15 protein-coding genes and 3 tRNA genes are annotated in these 17155 nt (G+C 64.8%); 7 read left to right on the plus strand and 11 right to left on the minus strand.

Annotation, left to right across the window (positions count from 1 at the left end):
* Positions 1 to 78: 78 nt before the first annotated feature.
* From H618_RS0107170 to H618_RS0107190, 5 genes are all read right to left on the minus strand, one after another.
* Positions 79 to 1026 (minus strand): FecR domain-containing protein, encoded by a 948-nt coding sequence (locus H618_RS0107170; RefSeq protein ID WP_028694425.1) that lies wholly within the window; start codon positions 1024 to 1026, stop codon positions 79 to 81.
* A complete protein-coding gene (locus H618_RS0107175; RefSeq protein WP_028694426.1) occupies positions 1023 to 1529 on the minus strand; it encodes a sigma-70 family RNA polymerase sigma factor in 507 nt (168 codons plus the stop codon). Before H618_RS0107175 ends, H618_RS0107170 begins: the two co-directional genes overlap by 4 nt.
* 315 nt (positions 1530 to 1844) lie before the next feature.
* Positions 1845 to 1929 (minus strand) — tRNA-Leu (locus tag H618_RS0107180).
* Positions 1930 to 1986: 57 nt separating this feature from the next.
* A tRNA-His gene (locus H618_RS0107185) sits at positions 1987 to 2062 on the minus strand.
* Positions 2063 to 2113: 51 nt separating this feature from the next.
* Positions 2114 to 2190, minus strand: a tRNA-Arg gene (locus H618_RS0107190).
* A gap of 289 nt (positions 2191 to 2479) precedes the next feature.
* Here H618_RS0107190 and folD point away from each other — a divergent pair.
* The 4 genes from folD (at position 2480) to H618_RS0107210 (ending at position 6400) form a co-directional block, all read left to right on the plus strand.
* Positions 2480 to 3334 (plus strand): bifunctional methylenetetrahydrofolate dehydrogenase/methenyltetrahydrofolate cyclohydrolase FolD, encoded by an 855-nt coding sequence (gene folD, locus H618_RS0107195; RefSeq protein ID WP_028694427.1) that lies wholly within the window; start codon positions 2480 to 2482, stop codon positions 3332 to 3334.
* 279 nt (positions 3335 to 3613) lie between these two features.
* Positions 3614 to 4915 (plus strand): C4-dicarboxylate transporter DctA, encoded by a 1302-nt coding sequence (locus H618_RS0107200; RefSeq protein WP_028694428.1) that lies wholly within the window; start codon positions 3614 to 3616, stop codon positions 4913 to 4915.
* Between the two features lie 76 nt (positions 4916 to 4991).
* A complete protein-coding gene (locus H618_RS0107205; protein WP_028694429.1) occupies positions 4992 to 5714 on the plus strand; it encodes a FadR/GntR family transcriptional regulator in 723 nt (240 codons plus the stop codon).
* Positions 5711 to 6400 carry a GntR family transcriptional regulator gene (locus H618_RS0107210; RefSeq protein WP_028694430.1) on the plus strand — a complete coding sequence of 230 codons (690 nt, stop codon included), beginning with the start codon at positions 5711 to 5713 and terminating at the stop codon, positions 6398 to 6400. The genes H618_RS0107205 and H618_RS0107210 overlap by 4 nt, the downstream gene beginning before the upstream one ends.
* A gap of 70 nt (positions 6401 to 6470) precedes the next feature.
* On the opposite strand, the gene H618_RS0107215 is transcribed toward H618_RS0107210, so the two are convergent.
* The 5 genes from H618_RS0107215 to H618_RS0107235 form a co-directional block, all read right to left on the minus strand.
* The gene (locus tag H618_RS0107215; RefSeq protein ID WP_211232354.1) at positions 6471 to 7262 is read right to left on the minus strand and encodes an OmpA family protein; all 792 of its coding nucleotides are present in this window, start codon (positions 7260 to 7262) and stop codon (positions 6471 to 6473) included.
* Positions 7263 to 7276: 14 nt separating this feature from the next.
* Complete coding sequence (locus H618_RS0107220) at positions 7277 to 7630, minus strand: DUF4398 domain-containing protein (RefSeq protein ID WP_028694432.1); 354 nt, start codon at positions 7628 to 7630, stop codon at positions 7277 to 7279.
* A 10-nt stretch (positions 7631 to 7640) separates the two neighbouring features.
* Positions 7641 to 8465, minus strand: coding sequence for a substrate-binding periplasmic protein (locus H618_RS0107225; RefSeq protein ID WP_028694433.1), 825 nt, complete (start codon positions 8463 to 8465; stop codon positions 7641 to 7643).
* A 76-nt stretch (positions 8466 to 8541) separates the two neighbouring features.
* Entirely contained in the window at positions 8542 to 9471 is a 930-nt protein-coding gene (locus tag H618_RS0107230) for an electron transfer flavoprotein subunit alpha/FixB family protein (RefSeq protein WP_028694434.1), read from the minus strand.
* Positions 9471 to 10220: an electron transfer flavoprotein subunit beta/FixA family protein gene (locus H618_RS0107235; RefSeq protein WP_028694435.1), complete on the minus strand. Its 750-nt coding sequence runs from the start codon at positions 10218 to 10220 to the stop codon at positions 9471 to 9473. The genes H618_RS0107230 and H618_RS0107235 overlap by 1 nt, the downstream gene beginning before the upstream one ends.
* Positions 10221 to 10773: 553 nt before the next feature.
* Between H618_RS0107235 and H618_RS0107240 the strand changes: the two genes are divergently transcribed.
* Positions 10774 to 12438, plus strand: a complete 1665-nt coding sequence (locus tag H618_RS0107240; protein ID WP_028694436.1) for an electron transfer flavoprotein-ubiquinone oxidoreductase — start codon at positions 10774 to 10776, stop codon at positions 12436 to 12438.
* 65 nt (positions 12439 to 12503) lie between these two features.
* Here H618_RS0107240 and H618_RS0107245 read toward each other — a convergent pair whose 3' ends face one another.
* Positions 12504 to 13814: an MFS transporter gene (locus H618_RS0107245; protein WP_028694437.1), complete on the minus strand. Its 1311-nt coding sequence runs from the start codon at positions 13812 to 13814 to the stop codon at positions 12504 to 12506.
* Between the two features lie 204 nt (positions 13815 to 14018).
* On the opposite strand from H618_RS0107245, the gene H618_RS0107250 reads away from it, so the two are divergent.
* Entirely contained in the window at positions 14019 to 15188 is a 1170-nt protein-coding gene (locus tag H618_RS0107250) for an efflux RND transporter periplasmic adaptor subunit (protein ID WP_028694438.1), read from the plus strand.
* On the plus strand, positions 15189 to 17153 hold the full coding sequence (locus tag H618_RS0107255; protein WP_028694439.1) for a MacB family efflux pump subunit: 1965 nt from the start codon (positions 15189 to 15191) through the stop codon (positions 17151 to 17153).
* Positions 17154 to 17155 lie beyond the last annotated feature (2 nt).

Consider the following 17155-nt stretch of genomic DNA (forward strand, 5'->3'; position numbering starts at 1 on the left):
TGCAACGAAGCTGAAAAAGTGGACACGAATGAGGCGAGTTTTCATTCGGATTATCATCGAGCTGCTTGACCGGGCCACTCAGCGGCGCTCGATGAGGGTCAACCAGCTGCCGTAGCGCCTGACTCGAATCGGCATCGTATCCTCCAGAGCCGCAAGGGTGCGCTCGCTGTCATCCAGCGGGAATACGCCCTGCACGCGCAGATTGCGCACTTCGGGGTCAACCCGCATCAGCCCTGGGCGATACGGGCGCAGCGCCTCGATGACCGCCTGCAGCGGCTCGTCCAATACACTGAGACGGCCTTCGAGCCAATCGGCGCGGTACACCTGCGAGTCGCTGCACAGCTCGACACGCGGCCCGCGCAGCAGGGCCGCCTGCCCTTCAGCCAGATCGAGCCAGGCGCCGTCCGGCACCGAGGCACGCACGCTGTGCTCGAGCACCACCACGCGGGTAGCACCCTGCAGTTGTTCGACCAGAAAGCGCGTCCCGAGCGCGCGCGCATCGCCCTGCTCGCTGCGCACCAGCAGCGGGCGCCTGGCATCAGGCGCCACCTCAATGACCAGCGCGCCCTGGTACAGACGCAACAGACGCTGACCTGCCGAGAAGTCGACGTCCAGCGACGTCCCGGCGTTCAGGCTCAGTCGACTGCCATCGGCCAGGGTCACAGTGCGCCGCTCGCCCGTACCGGTGCGCAGATCCGCGGTCAGCATACGGGCGCTGTCGCTGCGTACCCCCATCCACAAGCCCCCGCCGAACAGCGCCAGACCACCCAGCCCGCGCAGCACGTCGCGCCGACCCAGTTGGGGCTGCAACAACGCATCGCGCAGCACCTGCGGCGCCCGCCTCGCGACCTCGTAATGGCCGCCCATGCCGCGCTGCAACTGCTCCCAGGCCTGGGCATTGGCCGGATCCTGCGCCAGCCAGCGCTGAAATCGCGCCTCCTGCCGCGCATCCGTGCGGCCCGAGCGCAGCCGCACCATCCAGGCAATGGCCTGCTCTGCGGCCGGCCCCAGCGCGCTACCGCTCAAGGATGTGCACCGCTGAGGTAGCACTGACGCAAGGCCTGGGTCATGTAGCGCCCCACCGTGCGCTCGGATACCCCGAGTTTGCAGCTGATTTCGGCGTAGCCCAAACCGTCGAGCTGACTGAGCAGAAAGGCCTTCTTCACCACCAGCGGCAGGCCAGCCAGGCTGCTGTCGATGGCATGCAACGCCTCGAGCAGCAAATGGGTTTGCTCCGGCGACTGGGCCAAGGCCTCCGGCAGCAGCATCAAGCGCTCCAGATAGGCCTCTTCCAGCCGCCGCCGCCGATAGCGATCGAAGATCAGGCGCCGGGCGATGGTCGCAAGATAAGCGCGCGGCTGCTCGATGGCCGCAGGATCGACCCGCGCCGCGATGATCTGACAGAACGTCTCGGCCGCTGTGTCCTCGGCATCCGGGCGATGACTCAACTGGCGCTGCACATAATGCAGCAGCCAGCGATGGTGATCGCTGAAGAAGTAACTCAACTTGGAGGTATCGGATACGGACACGGGCGAGACCAGGAGTAAATGAGAACTGGTCGCACTTTATAGACAGCGGGCGGCAAGTGCCAGAGGGATGTGGCGAGTTGAGGGCGCAGGTGTGACCAACTCAGATACGAATGTGGAGCGAGACTGACGAGACGCGCGAAGCGCAGCTAAGGACGGCGACGCGTGTTCTATTCACAGGAAGGGGAAGATAGATCAAGTACGGGAGAGGTGCCGAGCGAGACGCATGAACAATCGCGCTCACGCTCTGTTCACGCTAGAGTTCCAGCGGGTCAAGGGGGAGCGTCGTTAAAGCTCGTAACCCCTTGATTTAAAAGATGGTGCGGACGAAGAGACTCGAACTCTTACAGCTTGCGCCGCTGGAACCTAAATCCAGTGTGTCTACCAATTTCACCACGTCCGCATGCAACACTTAAAACAAAGGCGCCAGATTATACAATCAAGGCGCCTTTGAAGAATATGGGGTGGACGATGGGAATCGAACCCACGACAACTGGAATCACAATCCAGCGCTCTACCAACTGAGCTACGCCCACCATATTGCGGTGTTACGTTGAAACTTCACTTGCTTGCCAAAGCTGCCTTAGTGGCGCACCCGGCAGGACTCGAACCTGCGACCATCCGCTTAGAAGGCGGATGCTCTATCCAGCTGAGCTACGGGCGCATATTCAATCTGCTTTCTACTAGGATTGCAAATCAACTTTTAGCCGTACCGAACAAGCCGATAAATCCGCTCATTCTGCCTGACCTTGCTAACCAGTGCTAGGCTCTGCCCGACAAGTGCGACGAATGTTATAGACGAGCCTTCAGGTCGTCAACAGGTTTTTCAAAAAAAATTTAGCTTATTGAAGGAGTTAGGGGATTTGCCCGACCGCGTGCTTTTGCCCTCACGGTCGGTCGTGCGAGAATGCCGCCTCTTTTATGTTCTCATCTCGATGGTTAAACACGCGTCTATGACTGCACACCTTATCGATGGCAAGGCGATCGCCGCCAACCTGCGCAAGCAGATCGCCCAACGTGTCGCTGAACGCCGCCAACAGGGCCTGCGTACACCGGGCCTGGCGGTGATTCTGGTCGGTACCGACCCCGCCTCCCAAGTCTATGTCTCGCACAAGCGCAAGGACTGCGAAGAGGTTGGCTTCATGTCCCAGGCCTTCGACCTGCCTGGCACCACCACGCAAGATGACCTCACCGCGCTGATCGATCGCCTCAACGACGATGCCAGCATCGACGGCATTCTGCTGCAACTGCCGCTGCCGGCCCACCTCGACGCCTCCAAGCTGCTCGAGCGGATCCGCCCGGACAAGGACGTCGATGGTTTCCACCCCTATAACGTCGGCCGTCTGGCCCAGCGCATCCCGCTGCTGCGCCCGTGCACGCCCAAGGGCATCATGACCCTGCTGGAAAGCACCGGTCAGAGCCTGTATGGCATGAACGCGGTGATCGTCGGTGCTTCCAACATCGTTGGCCGGCCCATGGCGATGGAACTGCTGCTGGCCGGCTGCACCATTACTGTTTGCCACCGCTTCACCGAGGATCTTGCCGGCCACGTCGGCCGCGCCGACCTGGTGGTGGTAGCTGCTGGCAAGCCCGGTCTGGTCAAGGGTGAATGGATCAAGCCTGGCGCCATCGTCATCGACGTCGGCATCAACCGTCAGGAAGACGGCAAGCTGGTGGGCGATGTGGTGTACGAAACCGCCCTGCCCCGCGCCGGATGGATCACCCCGGTGCCGGGTGGCGTTGGCCCGATGACCCGCGCCTGCCTGCTGGAAAACACCTTGTTCGCCGCTGAAGAACTGCACAGCTGATCGACTGCCCGCGCGAACCGGAACGGCATGCCCACCTCGGCATGCCGTTTTTTTCGCCTGGACTAAAGGGATGAGCCGTCGCAGAGCGGCTGGCGCAGAAACACGCTGCAACTGGTCAGACCAGCACAAGCAAAACACCTTGCAATGCCGAAAACATGGGGCGTAGAGTGGGCCCGCACTGGACAAACCGGTAAGACCACAATAATTAAGTCCGCGCTTTCAGGGTTTCGCTCACGGGAAAGGCTGTGAAGCAAGGACACCGACCAAGAGACTCCTCCCATGCTCAAGTGGTGCTCGCGTTCGATCTTCCTGCAAGTGGTGCTAGGCCTCGCCCTCGGCGTCATCTGTGGCCTCAGCTTCCCTGAAGTGTCCCTCCAGCTCAAACCCCTCGGTGACGGGTTCATCAAACTGATCAAGATGCTCATCGGCATCATCGTGTTCTGCGTGGTGGTCAGCGGCATTTCCGGCGCCGGCGACCTGAAGAAAGTCGGCCGTATCGGCCTGAAGTCGGTGATCTACTTCGAAGTGCTGACCACCCTGGCACTGGTTATCGGCCTGGTGTTCGCCTTCACCAGCGGCATCGGCACCGGCGCCAACATCCACCTTGACCAGCTGTCGAGCGCCGACGCCAATGGCCTGGCCGAACGCGGCCAGCACATCCACGGCACTGCCGCGTTCCTCATGGACCTGATCCCGACCTCGGTGGTCGGCGCCTTCGCCGACAACAACATCCTCCAGGTGCTGCTGTTTTCGGTGCTGTTCGGCAGCGCGCTGAACCTGGTCGGCGAACCGGCCTCGGGCATTTCCCGGTTGATCAACGAACTGAGCCACGTGGTGTTTCGCATCATGGGCATGATCGTGCGCCTGGCGCCGATCGGCGTGTTCGGCGCCATCGCCTTCACCACCAGCAAGTACGGCCTGGAGTCGCTGCAGCACCTGGGTGGCCTGGTGGCGCTGTTCTACCTGACCTGCGCAGGCTTCGTGCTGATCATTCTCGGCACCGTCATGCGCGTTTCCGGGCTCAAGCTGATTCCGCTAATCAAGTACCTGCGCGAAGAGCTGACCATCGTGTTGGGCACGGCGTCTTCCGATGCGGTACTGCCGCAGATCATGCGCAAGCTGGAACATCTGGGCATCGGCAGCTCGACGGTAGGCCTGGTGATCCCCACCGGCTACTCGTTCAACCTCGACGGTTTCTCGATCTACCTGACCCTGGCTATCGTCTTCATCGCCAATGCCACCGGCACCCCCCTGGCGATGACCGATCTGCTTACAATCCTGCTGGTGTCGTTGGTGACTTCCAAGGGGGCTCACGGCATCCCAGGCTCCGCGCTGGTGATTCTTGCCGCGACGCTGACGGCCGTGCCGGCGATTCCGGTGGTCGGCCTGGTACTGGTGCTGGCGGTCGACTGGTTCATGGGGATCGGCCGCGCACTGACCAACCTGATCGGCAACTGCGTCGCGACCGTGGCCATTGCCCGCTGGGAAAAAGACATCGACCTGGAACGCGCCAACAACGTGCTCGCCGGCAAGCCAGGCTTTGCCATGAGTGCGCGCAAACCAGGCACCGCCCATCAATAGCAGTAGCCAATCGCCCGCCGGCCAACGTCGCCAGCGGGCAAGGAGCCAAGATGCATCCACTCCTCTGGAGTCAACCGTGATCAGCTCATCGACCGTGGTCAACTCTGTCGTGGACAAGCTGCGCCAGGCGCTGGCCCGAGGCCAGTGGCGCAGTGGTGAAATGCTGCCCGGCCAGCGCGAGCTGGCCGAGCAACTGGGCATCAGCCGGCCCAGCCTGCGCGAAGCCGTGACCGTGCTGGAAACCCTTGGCCTGCTGCGCTCGCTGCCAGGCAAAGGGGTGCTGGTGCTGGATGTCGACAGCGCCACGCTGGCGCAGGCAGGTGAAAGTGTTGCTGCCGCCAGCCTGGCCGACGTACTGCAACTGCGCTATACCCTCGAACCGTTCATCGTCGGCCTGGTGGCACAATCGGCCAACAGCCAGGACATCGGCCAACTGCGCCTGACCCTCATGGACATGCGTGAAGCGCTCGAGGCGAACGACGGCGAAGCCGGCGTCTCGGCCTACATCGCCTTCCACGAAGAACTGTTCGCCCTGACCACCAACCCGATCTTTCAGAGCGTGGTGCAACAGACCGGCAACGCGCTCAAGCAAAGCGCCGACATGCTGCGCAAATCGCCCGAACACCTGGCCGCACGTCTTGCGGAAAATGAAGCGGTGGTGCGCGCGATTCGCGAGAAGAACAGCGCCCAGGCCAGCGCCCAGATGCGTCGCCACATCCTTCAGGAGGGGCTGCGCATGGGCATCGAGATGAACATTCCGGACGACACCCCGGCCCCTTCCCCAGGAGAGCGACCATGACCGCCTGCGCCCACGCCGCCCCCCGCCTGCCGAAACTGCTGCTCGGAGGCGAGACCCGCCTGTCTGCCGAGCAAATCTATCCGCGCCTGTTCGATGCCATCCTCGAACAGCGCCTGCCCCCGGGCAGCCTGTTGCCCGAGCAGGCCCTGAGCAATGCCTTCGGCGTCAGCCGCACGGTGATTCGCCGGGTGCTGGGGCGTCTTAGCGACCAGCAAGTGGTGGTGCAGCGACCTAGCCACACCGCGCACTTGGCCGCCCCCGACCCGCAGCAGGCGCGCCAGGTGCTCAGCGCCCGGCGCCTGGCGGAAACCACCCTGATCGGCCTGGCGACCCAGCGCGCGCGCCCGGCGCAAATCCGCCAGTTGCGCCAGCTGGTGGAACGCGAGCGCCTGCACCATGAACGCGGCGAGCGCTGCACGGCCATTCGCCTGGGTGGCGAATTTCATCTCAAGCTTGCGCAGATGGCCAACAACGCGCCGCTGGCGCGCTTTCTCAACGGCCTGGTGCCGATGACCTCGCTGATCATCGCCCGCTATGAAGCGCCGTGCTGCGAGCACTGCGCGTGGCAGGAACACGCGGCGATCATCGATGCGGTAGAGCACGGTGATGCCGACACGGCGCTGGGGCTGATGCAGCAGCACCTCGATCGCCTCGAAGACAAGCTGGTGCTCGAAGTGCGCCACTGAAACGACTCGGCCCGCGTCAGCAGCAGTGCGCTGACGCGGGCCGTCGCAGCTCAGGCAGGTGGGCGCCGGCTCAGCGCGCGGGCGCCAGGCGACCCTTGGCATCGGAGAAGACGATCTCTACCCGGCGGTTCTGCGCCCGGCCACGCTCGGAAGCATTGGCCTCGACCGGGTACTGATCCCCATAGCCTTCGACCTCGATACGTTTTTCGTCCACCCCCAGATCGACCAGCATGTCGCCGACCGCCTGGGCGCGCTCGCGCGACAGGGTCAGGTTGTCTTCAGGGGTGCCGGTGCTGTCGGTGTAGCCCTCGATGCGCACCACCCGCGCCGGATTGAGCTGGAGGAACTGCACCAGCTTGAGCACGGTACGGCTGGCCGAGTTCTTCAGCTCGGCGCGACCGGTGTCGAACAGCACATCGCTCAAGGTCATCACCAGGCCGCGCTCACCCTGCTCGGACGCCAGCGCGGCAATTTGCGTTTCAAGCCACTTGCCTTGCTGCTGAACGCTGTCGAGCTTGGCTTCACGCAGCGCAAGCTGCAGGCGCTGACGCTCCAGATCGAGTTTGGCCAGGCGCTCCTGATTGGCCGCCAGGCGACTGTGCTCGCGGGCGATCTCGCTGTAACGCTGGCTGAGATACGCGTAATGGCGCACGTCCGCCCCGCTGCCGAAGTAGCCGGACAACCGTTCGGCACGGCCCAGCGATTCACCGGCACGAATCACGTCGCGCGGCGCACTGCGCAGCACGTCGGCATCGTCCTTGACCGCCTGAAACGCTGCCGCGGCATCCTCCAGGGCACTTTCACTGCGCTGGCTGGCGCAGCCTTGCACACCCAGCGCAGCGAGCACGGCGATCAGGGCCATCGAGCCCGAGCGCCTCATGGTTGCACCGCCAGCTGCTTGCGCAGGCGGTTGACGCGGGTTTGCAACACGTTCAGTTGCTCCTCGCTCTTGAGCGTCAGCACCCGGGCTTCGGCCAGGCGCGCGTCGAGTTCGGCTTGCTCGGCGCGCATGCGCGCGTCACGAAACTGTTGAGTCAGCAGGTTGCTTCTGGCGCGCTCGAGCTTGTCTTCGGCCAGCTTGAATTCGCCGACCTGATCGGTAGCACCGACGGCCTTGGCCTGTTCCAGCGCCTGCTCAGAGACGCGCAGTTGTTCGGTGGGGGCCGGGTCATTGGCGCAACCGGCAAGGCCCAGCACGGCAAGGGCGAGGGTCAGGGTGGGAATCTTCAAACGACGGTTCCTAGGGTTTTGGGGCATCCGGCAACGGCTGCACTTGCGCTTTCCAGCGCTCGACATTGCGCTGCAGCACCGCCTCGGGGGCAGCGGAAAGGGGCAATTCTGTCAGTTTTTTCGCCAATTGTCCGCGTAACCAGGCATCGTTGCAGGCCGAATTGTGCGACAGCGCCAGGTATAACCCAGGCCGATCGACCGCAGGCCCGCGGGTTTGCAGGTCGGCACTCAGCCCCAGACTCTGCGCCATGGCAAGCCCGGAATAACGTCCGGCCAGCACATAGTCGACCTGGCCGAGCACCAGCTTCTGCAAGGCCTGGGTGAGGTTCTGCGAAGGCACCAGCTTGAGGCTGCGCTTGGCGAATTCTTCGAAAGCCGGCGTCAGGCGCGCCTTGGCCGAAACGCTGCCCTGATAAGCGGCAAGGTCCGCCGGGCCTTCGAATGCCAGGGTCGAGTCGGGGCGAGTCCACACCACGTACTCGTTGAGCTGCAAGGCCGGGTGGATGTAGTCGAGGGCGGTCAACTGGGCGACCTGCATGGGCGTATCGAGCAGCAGGTCGAAGCGCCCGCTGCGCACCTCATCCAGCGCCTGCTCGCGCTTGCCGGCGTACAGCACCTGCACGCTGATGCCCAGCTCGCCGGCCACCTGGCGTAGCAAATCGACGCTGGCGCCGATCAACTGCTTCGGATTGCCTGGGTCCTGCCAGGAGTACGGCGGCGCATCGGGGCTACCGGTAACCACCAGGCGCTCGCACTTGCCCGCCGCCGATGCCAGCAGCGGCGCACACAGCGCCAGTGCCAATGCGCATCCCTTATGCCTTGCCCGAACCGCCATGCACCGCTCCTAGCCACGAAAAAAAACCCGACCCCCTGAACGGGGGTCGGGCTTCTTTATAAGTGAAGCGGCAGGATCAGACCAGCTTTTCCAGCTCGGGAATCGCTTCGAACAGATCAGCCACCAGGCCGTAGTCGGCGACCTGGAAGATCGGCGCTTCTTCGTCCTTGTTGATCGCGACGATCACCTTGGAGTCCTTCATGCCGGCCAAGTGCTGGATCGCACCGGAGATACCCACGGCGATGTACAGCTGCGGGGCGACGATCTTGCCGGTCTGGCCGACCTGCATGTCGTTGGGCACGAAGCCTGCGTCGACCGCGGCGCGGGAAGCGCCCACCGCTGCACCGAGCTTGTCGGCCAGGGTGTAGAGGTGCTTGAAGTTGTCGCCATTCTGCAGGCCGCGACCACCGGAGATGACGATCTTGGCAGCGGTCAGCTCAGGGCGGTCGGACTTGGCCAGCTCTTCACCGACGAACGAGGACTTGCCGGCGTCGTGGGCGGCAGAGACGCTCTCGACACTGGCCGAGCCGCCTTCGCTGGCCACGGCGTCGAAACCGGTGGCACGCACGGTGATGACCTTGACCGCAGCGCTCGACTGCACGGTGGCGATGGCGTTGCCGGCATAGATCGGGCGTTTGAAGGTGTCGGCGGACTCGACGGCGATGATCTCGGAGATCTGATCGACGTCCAGCAGCGCAGCGACACGCGGCAGGATGTTCTTGCCATTGGTGGAGGCCGGCGCCAGCACGTGGCTGTAGTTGCCGGCCAGCTCGACGATCAGCGGCGCGACGTTTTCCGGCAGCGCGTGCTCGTAGGCGGCGTTGTCGGCGACCAGCACCTTGGCGACCCCAGCGATCTTCGCTGCAGCTTCGGCGATGGCGCCGACGCCTGCGCCGGCGACCAGCAGGTGCACGTCACCGCCGATCTTGGCGGCAGCTGCGACGGTGTTGAGGGTGGCCGGGGCGACGGCACCGGCTTCATGTTCAGCGATAACCAGGATAGTCATTAGATTACCTTCGCCTCGTTCTTCAGTTTCTCGACCAGTTCAGCCACCGACTTGACCTTGATGCCCGCGCTGCGAGCGGCAGGCGCTTCGACCTTGAGGGTCTTGGTGGTGGAAGTCAGGGCGACACCCAGCGCTTCGGCGGTGAGGGTTTCCAGCGGCTTTTTCTTGGCCTTCATGATGTTGGGCAGCGAAGCGTAGCGCGGCTCGTTCAGGCGCAGGTCGGTGGTGACCACGGCCGGCAGCTTGAGCGCGACGGTTTGCAGGCCGCCGTCGATTTCGCGGGTGACGTTCAGCGTGTCGCCGGCCACTTCGACCTTGGAGGCGAAGGTGCCCTGGGCGAAGCCGGTGAGCGCGGCAAGCATCTGGCCGGTCTGGTTGTTGTCGCTGTCGATGGCCTGCTTGCCGAGAATGACCAGCTGTGGCTGCTCCTTGTCGACGATGGCCTTGAGCGCCTTGGCCACGGCCAGGGAGTTAAGCTCGTCGGCATGCTCGACCAGGATGGCGCGGTCGGCGCCCAGGGCCAGGGCGGTACGCAGTTGCTCCTGGGCGGCGGTCGGGCCGACGGCAACGGCGATGATTTCGCTGGCCACGCCCTTCTCTTTCAGGCGCACGGCTTCTTCCACGGCGATTTCGCAGAAGGGGTTCATGGACATCTTGACGTTTGCAAGGTCGACGCCGGAGTTGTCCGCCTTGACGCGAACCTTGACGTTGTAGTCGACCACTCGTTTGACAGCTACAAGAACCTTCATGGATTCCTCGTTACTCTCCGGTGAAAAGAATGTCGCTCGGGGTCGGCCCGGCGAATGCGCGTGGGTACAAGGGCACCTCTGAAAAACGTGGCGACGAGCAGGAAATTAACGGCGGATCGGCCAGCACTGCGGCGCCGACGAAAGAAAACCCGCGGGTCATTTTCTGTGGTGCCGTGTAGACTTCGCTACACAACCGGAAATGGCCGTGAAACCCTGCCTGGCACCGGGTTTTTAGAGGTGCACCTGCGCCCGTCGGACAGCCCGCGGCGAGCGTGAAAGCGCTCGTATCTTGACTGCAACACCCCCTTCGGTCAATACGCCAAATCGGCCAGTTTCCGGCCGCACCCCCGTGAATCTACAGGGTTTGAAGGAATTCAAACAAACGTTTGTATTGGACCCTGTGGGTGGTGTAGATATAATGCCGAGCACCCTAAAGCGGTGTAGTCGCTCGCGCACGAAGCTACAGCTCGACGCTAAAGCACAAGAAGCTGCGCACAAGCGCATGCCACCCGATACGCACCCGCGAAATGCCTTGATGAGTAGGAGAGAACCAGTGGAACGCGAGTACATGGAATTCGACGTCGTCATCGTCGGCGCTGGCCCGGCGGGGCTGTCAGCCGCCTGCCGCCTGAAGCAGAAGGCCGCCGAAGCCGGTAACGAAATCAGCGTCTGCGTGGTCGAGAAAGGCTCCGAGGTCGGCGCGCACATTCTCTCCGGCGCGGTCTTCGAGCCCCGCGCACTCAATGAACTGTTCCCCGACTGGCAAGCCTTGGGCGCGCCTTTGAACACCGCGGTAAAGCGCGATGACATCTATGTGCTCAAGGATGCCCAGACCTCGGCCAAGGTGCCTGACCTGTTCGTGCCCAAGACCATGCACAACGAAGGCAACTACATCATCTCGCTGGGCAACCTATGCCGCTGGCTGGCGCAGCAGGCCGAGAACCTCGGCGTCGAGGTGTACCCGGGCTTCGCCGCCCAGCAAGCGCTGATCGACGACGATGGCGTGGTGCGCGGGATCATCACCGGTGACCTGGGCGTCGACCGCGAAGGTCAGCCCAAGGACGGCCTGTACACCCCCGGCATGGAACTGCGCGCCAAGTACACGCTGTTCGCCGAAGGCTGCCGCGGGCACATCGGCAAGCAACTGATCAAGCGTTTCGACCTGGGCAGTGAAGCCGACGTGCAGCACTACGGCATCGGCCTCAAGGAAATCTGGGAAATCGACCCGAGCAAGCACGAACAGGGCCTGGTGGTGCACACCGCCGGCTGGCCGCTGGACGTGGTGGCACGGGACAACACCGGTGGCTCGTTCCTCTATCACCTGGAAAACAACCAGGTGGTGGTCGGTCTGATCGTCGATCTGTCCTACGCCAACCCGTACCTGTCGCCGTTCGACGAATTCCAGCGGCTCAAGCACCACCCGGTGATCAGCCAGTACCTCCAAGGCGGCAAGCGCATCAGCTATGGCGCCCGCGCCCTGGCCAAGGGGGGCCTGAACTCGCTGCCGAAAATGGTCTTCCCAGGTGGCGCGCTGATCGGCTGCGACTTGGGCACCATGAACGTGGCCAAGATCAAGGGCAGCCACACGGCGATGAAGTCCGGCATGCTCGCCGCCGACGCGGTGGCCGCGGCCCTGCTCGCCGGCAGCGAAGGTGGCGATGCGCTGAACAGCTACGTCGACGGGTTCAAGGCCAGCTGGCTCTACGAAGAGCTGTATGCCAGCCGCAACTTCGGCCCGGCCATGCACAAGTTCGGCCCGCTGTTCGGTGCGGCCTTCAACTATGTCGACCAGAACTGGTTCGCCGGCAAGCTGCCGTTCACCTTGCGCGACACCAAGCCCGACTACGCCTGCCTCAAGCTCGCCGCCGAGTCGAAGAAAATCGACTACCCGAAACCCGATGGCGTGCTCAGCTTCGACAAGCTCAGCTCGGTGTTCATCTCGGGCACCAACCACGAGGAAGAGCAGCCCTGCCACCTCAAGCTGACCGACCCGAACATTCCCATCGACAGCAACCTGCCGCTGTACGATGAGCCGGCGCAGCGTTATTGCCCGGCGGGGGTGTACGAAGTGGTCACCCAGGACGACGGCAGCAAGCGCTTCCAGATCAACGCGCAGAACTGCGTGCACTGCAAGACGTGCGACATCAAGGACCCGGCGCAGAACATCACCTGGGTCACCCCGGAAGGCGCTGGCGGCCCGACCTACCCGAACATGTAGGCCCGCCCTGCCCCACGAAAAAGCCCCCGCACCGCAAGGTCCGGGGGCTTTTCATTGCCTATGCCTCAGGCCGAGGCGCAGTCGTGGACGAAGCCGAGCGATTCGCGGCTGGCGTAGTACCAGGCGGTACACACACCGACTGCGCCCATGATCAGGCAGAAGCCCACGCATACCCACGGGCTCCATGGCATCAGCGCGATCAGCGCCAGCGGCGTGGTGCTGGCCCACAAGGCATAGGCCACGTTGTAGGTGAAGGAAATGCCGGACACGCGAATCTGCGCCGGGAACAGCCCGACCATCACCGACGGCACCACCCCAACCACACCGCAGCACAGTCCGGCCAGCGCATAGGCCGGCCAGATCGTGCCCCACTGCCCGACCAGGCTGGCGTACAGCACGCCGATGCCCAGTGGCAGCAGCAGGCTGTAGAAGGCCAGGGCGCGCCAGGCGCCGATACGGTCGACCAGCAGCCCCGCCAGCACGCAGCCGACATTGAGAAAGACGATACCGACACTGCTCAGGGCGAAGGTGTGCCCGGCACTGAGGGCGAAGCGCTGCTGCATTACGGTTGGGGTGATCACCACCAGCACCACCACCGCCGAGGTCAGCACGCAGGTCAGCAGCGCCGCGGGAATCAGCGCCTGACGGTGGTTACCCAGTACCTGGCGCAGTGGGAAAGCCACAGGTTCGGCGTTGCGCTCGCGCAGGGCGAGGAACACCGGGGTTTCACTCAGCCAGCGGCGCAGCCAGACGCCGACCACACCGAACACGCCGCCGAGCAGGAACGGGTAACGCCAGGCGTAATCGAGAATTTGCTCAGGGGTGAACACCTGCGCCAGCAGCGTCGCCGTCAGCGCCCCGAGCAGGTAGCCGAAGGTCAGCCCGGCCTGCAAGAAGCCCAGGGCATAACCACGGCGACCGGCCGGGGCGTGCTCGGCGACGAAGGTCCAGGCGCTGGGCACCTCTCCGCCCACCGCCGCGCCTTGCAGGATACGCAGCCCCAGCAGCAACAGCGGCGCGGCATAGCCGATGTCGGCGTAGGTCGGCATCACGCCGATCAGCAGGCACGGCAGGGCCATCATCAGGATGCTCAGGCTGAACACCCGCTTGCGCCCCAGGTGATCGGCGAAATGCGCCATCAGGATGCCGCCCAGCGGGCGCGCCAGGTAGCCGGTGACGAAAATGCCGAAGCTTTGCAGCAGGCGCAGCCACTCGGGCATGTCCGGCGGGAAGAACAGCTGGCTCAGGGTCAGGGCGAAGAACACGAAGATGATGAAGTCGTAGATTTCCAGCGCGCCACCCAGCGCCGCCAGGGCCAGGGTGCGGTGATCGCTGCGACTGAAAGCGCGCGCACGGGGTGTAGCGGTGGCAGGCATGGCACAGGTTCCGAGGGTCGACGAAGCGCAGGAGGATAGCAAAAGCCTCGCCGCAGGTGTCTGCCAACGCCCCGGCGCGCCTGCGCCCGGCCCTGCCGGACTCGACACCGATCACGCTAAATCCCCCGCTGGCTGCTTCGTTCAAAGGGGGACTTGCCTGCGCCTCGGCGCTGCGCGCCCTTCATTCCACGGCCGGACGCCTGCATGAAACGCTCACCGAACACCCGCCGCCTGCTGCTGGGCGCCGCCGGCCTGCTGGTCCTGGGCAGCCTGGCCGCCTGGGCCAGATTGCCCTTCTCAGGCGCTGCACCGAGCACCGTGGCAGTCACCCGCGGCGACATCGAAAGCAGCGTCACCGCCTTGGGCACCTTGCAGCCACGCCGCTACGTCGACGTCGGCGCGCAGGCCTCGGGGCAGATTCGCAACCTGCGGGTGGAAGTGGGCGATGTGGTCAGGCAAGGCCAGTTGCTGGTCGAACTCGACCCCTCGACCCAGCAGGCGCGGGTCGATGCCGGGCGCTTTTCCATCGACAACCTCAAGGCGCAGTTGGCCGAGCAGCAGGCCCAGGCGCAACTGGCCGAGCAGCAGTACCAGCGCCAGCGCGCCCTGGCCAAGACCGGCGCCACCCGCGAGGAAGACGTACAGAGCGCCGACGCCCAACTCAAGACCACCCGCGCGCGCATCGCCATGTTCCAGGCGCAGATTCGCCAGGCCCAGGCCAGCCTGCGCAGCGATGAAGCCGAGCTTGGCTACACACGCATCTACGCGCCGATGGACGGCACCGTGGTGGCGCTCGACGCCCGCCAGGGCCAGACCCTCAACGCCCAGCAGCAGACGCCGCTGATTCTGCGCATCGCCAGGCTGTCGCCGATGACCGTGTGGGCGCAGGTCTCGGAAGCCGACATCGGCCAGGTCAAGCCGGGCATGAGCGCCTACTTCACCACCCTGGCCGGCGGCAAGCGCCGCTGGAACAGCACGGTGCGGCAGATTCTGCCGATTCCCCCACGCCCGCTCGAGCAGACCAGCCAGGGCGGCGGCAGCCCGGCCAGCATCGGCAATGGCGCCGGCGGCAGCCAGGTGGTGCAGTACACCGTGCTGCTGGATGTCGACAACCCCGACGGCGCGCTGATGGCCGAGATGACCACCCAGGTGTTCTTCGTCGCCGGCCAGGCGCAACAGGTGCTGACCGCCCCGCTGGCAGCGCTGGAGGACGGCCCCGAGCCGGACCTGCGCGTGGCCCAGGTGCTCACCGATCAAGGCAAGGTCGAACAGCGCCAGGTGCGCACCGGCCTCAGCGATCGCCTGCGCACCCAGGTGCTCGACGGCCTGCGCGAAGGCGAGCGGGTGCTGATCGGCAGCGCCAGTGGAGGCTGAATGTCGCAACCGTTGATCGAGCTGCGCGACATCCGCAAGGTCTATGGCGGCGTCGATTCGCCGACTGTGGAAGTGCTGCGCGGCATCAGCCTGAGCATCCATCCGGGCGAGTTCGTCGCCATCGTCGGCAGCTCAGGTTCGGGCAAGTCGACCTTGATGAACCTGCTCGGCTGCCTGGACCGGCCAACCTCCGGCACCTACCACTTCGCCGGCAAGAATGTCGCCGAGCTGGATGTCGACGAACTGGCCTGGCTGCGCCGCGAAGCGTTCGGCTTCGTGTTCCAGGGCTATCACCTGATCCCCTCAGGCTCGGCCCAGGAAAACGTCGAGATGCCGGCCATCTACGCCGGCATCGCCGCCGAACAGCGCCACGCCCGCGCCGCCAGCCTGCTGCAGCGCCTGGGCCTGGCCGAGCGCACCGGCAACCGCCCGCATCAACTTTCCGGCGGCCAGCAGCAGCGGGTGTCGATCGCCCGCGCGCTGATGAACGGCGGGCATATCATCCTGGCCGACGAACCCACCGGCGCCCTCGACAGCCACAGCGGCGCCGAAGTCATGGCGCTGCTCGATGAGCTGGCCAGCCAGGGGCATGTGATCATCCTCATCACCCACGACCGCGAAGTGGCGGCGCGGGCGCAGCGGGTGATCGAGATTCGCGACGGGCAGATCGTCAGCGATTCGGGCGCCGAGCAGCCGCCCGCGGCCAGCGCCGAGCACCTGCAGGCCAACGAGCTGCGCCAGCGCCTGGACCGCGGCGCGACCCTGCGCGGGGCCTGGAAGGGCGAGTTGCTGGAATCGCTGCGCGCGGCCTGGCGGGTGATGTGGATCAACCGCTTCCGCACCGCGCTGACCTTGCTCGGCATCGTCATCGGCGTGGCTTCGGTGGTGGTCATGCTGGCGGTCGGCGAAGGCAGCAAGCGCCAGGTGATGGCGCAGATGGCAGCGTTCGGCTCGAACATTCTCTACCTCAACGGCAAGCATGCGACCCTGCGCGACACCGCCGGCATCGTCACCCTCGACGATGTCGAGGCGATCGGCCAACTGCCGCAGGTCAGGCGCATCATGCCGGTGATCGGCGGCGAGCTGAGCGTACGTCACGGCAACAATCACCAGCAGTTCTACGTCGGCGGCAACAACACCCAGTTCGCGCAGATCCTCAACTGGCCGGTGGTCGAAGGCAGCTTCTTCAGCGAGGCCGACGAGCGCCGCGGCGCCGCGGTGGCAGTGATCGGGCAGAAGGTCCGGGAAAAACTGCTGGCCCCAGGCAGCAGCGGCATCGGTGAGTACCTGCTGATCGGCAACGTGCCGTTCCAGGTGGTCGGCGTTCTCGCCGGCAAGGGCGCCAGCTCCGGCGACCAGGACAGCGACGAGCGTATCGTGGTGCCCTACTCCGCCGCAGCGATCCGTCTGTTCGCCAAGCACGACCCGGAATACGTGATCATCGCCGCCGCCGATTCCAGCCGGGTGGCCGAGACCGAAGCGGCCATCGATCACCTGATGCGCCAGCGCCACCAGGGCAAGAAAGATTTCGACCTGACCAACGACGCCGCGCTGATCCAGGCCGAGGCGCGCACCCAGAACAGCCTGTCGCTGATGCTTGGCGCGATTGCGGCAATTTCGCTGCTGGTGGGCGGCATCGGGGTGATGAACATCATGCTCATGACCGTGCGCGAACGCACCCGCGAGATTGGCATCCGCATGGCCACCGGCGCCCGTCAGCGCGACATCCTGCGCCAGTTCCTCAGCGAGGCGGTGATGCTTTCGATGGTCGGCGGCGTCACCGGCATCGTTCTGGCCCTGACCATCGGTGCCGGCCTGCTGCTCGCCGACATTGCCGTCGCCTTCGCCCTGCCGGCGATCCTCGGCGCCTTCGCCTGCGCGGTCGTCACCGGAGTGGTGTTCGGCTTCATGCCGGCACGCAAGGCCGCCCGCCTCGATCCGGTCAAAGCCCTTACCAGCGAATAATC

This window comes from Pseudomonas cremoricolorata DSM 17059 = NBRC 16634 (assembly GCF_000425745.1).
Taxonomy (GTDB): Bacteria; Pseudomonadota; Gammaproteobacteria; order Pseudomonadales; family Pseudomonadaceae; genus Aquipseudomonas; species Aquipseudomonas cremoricolorata.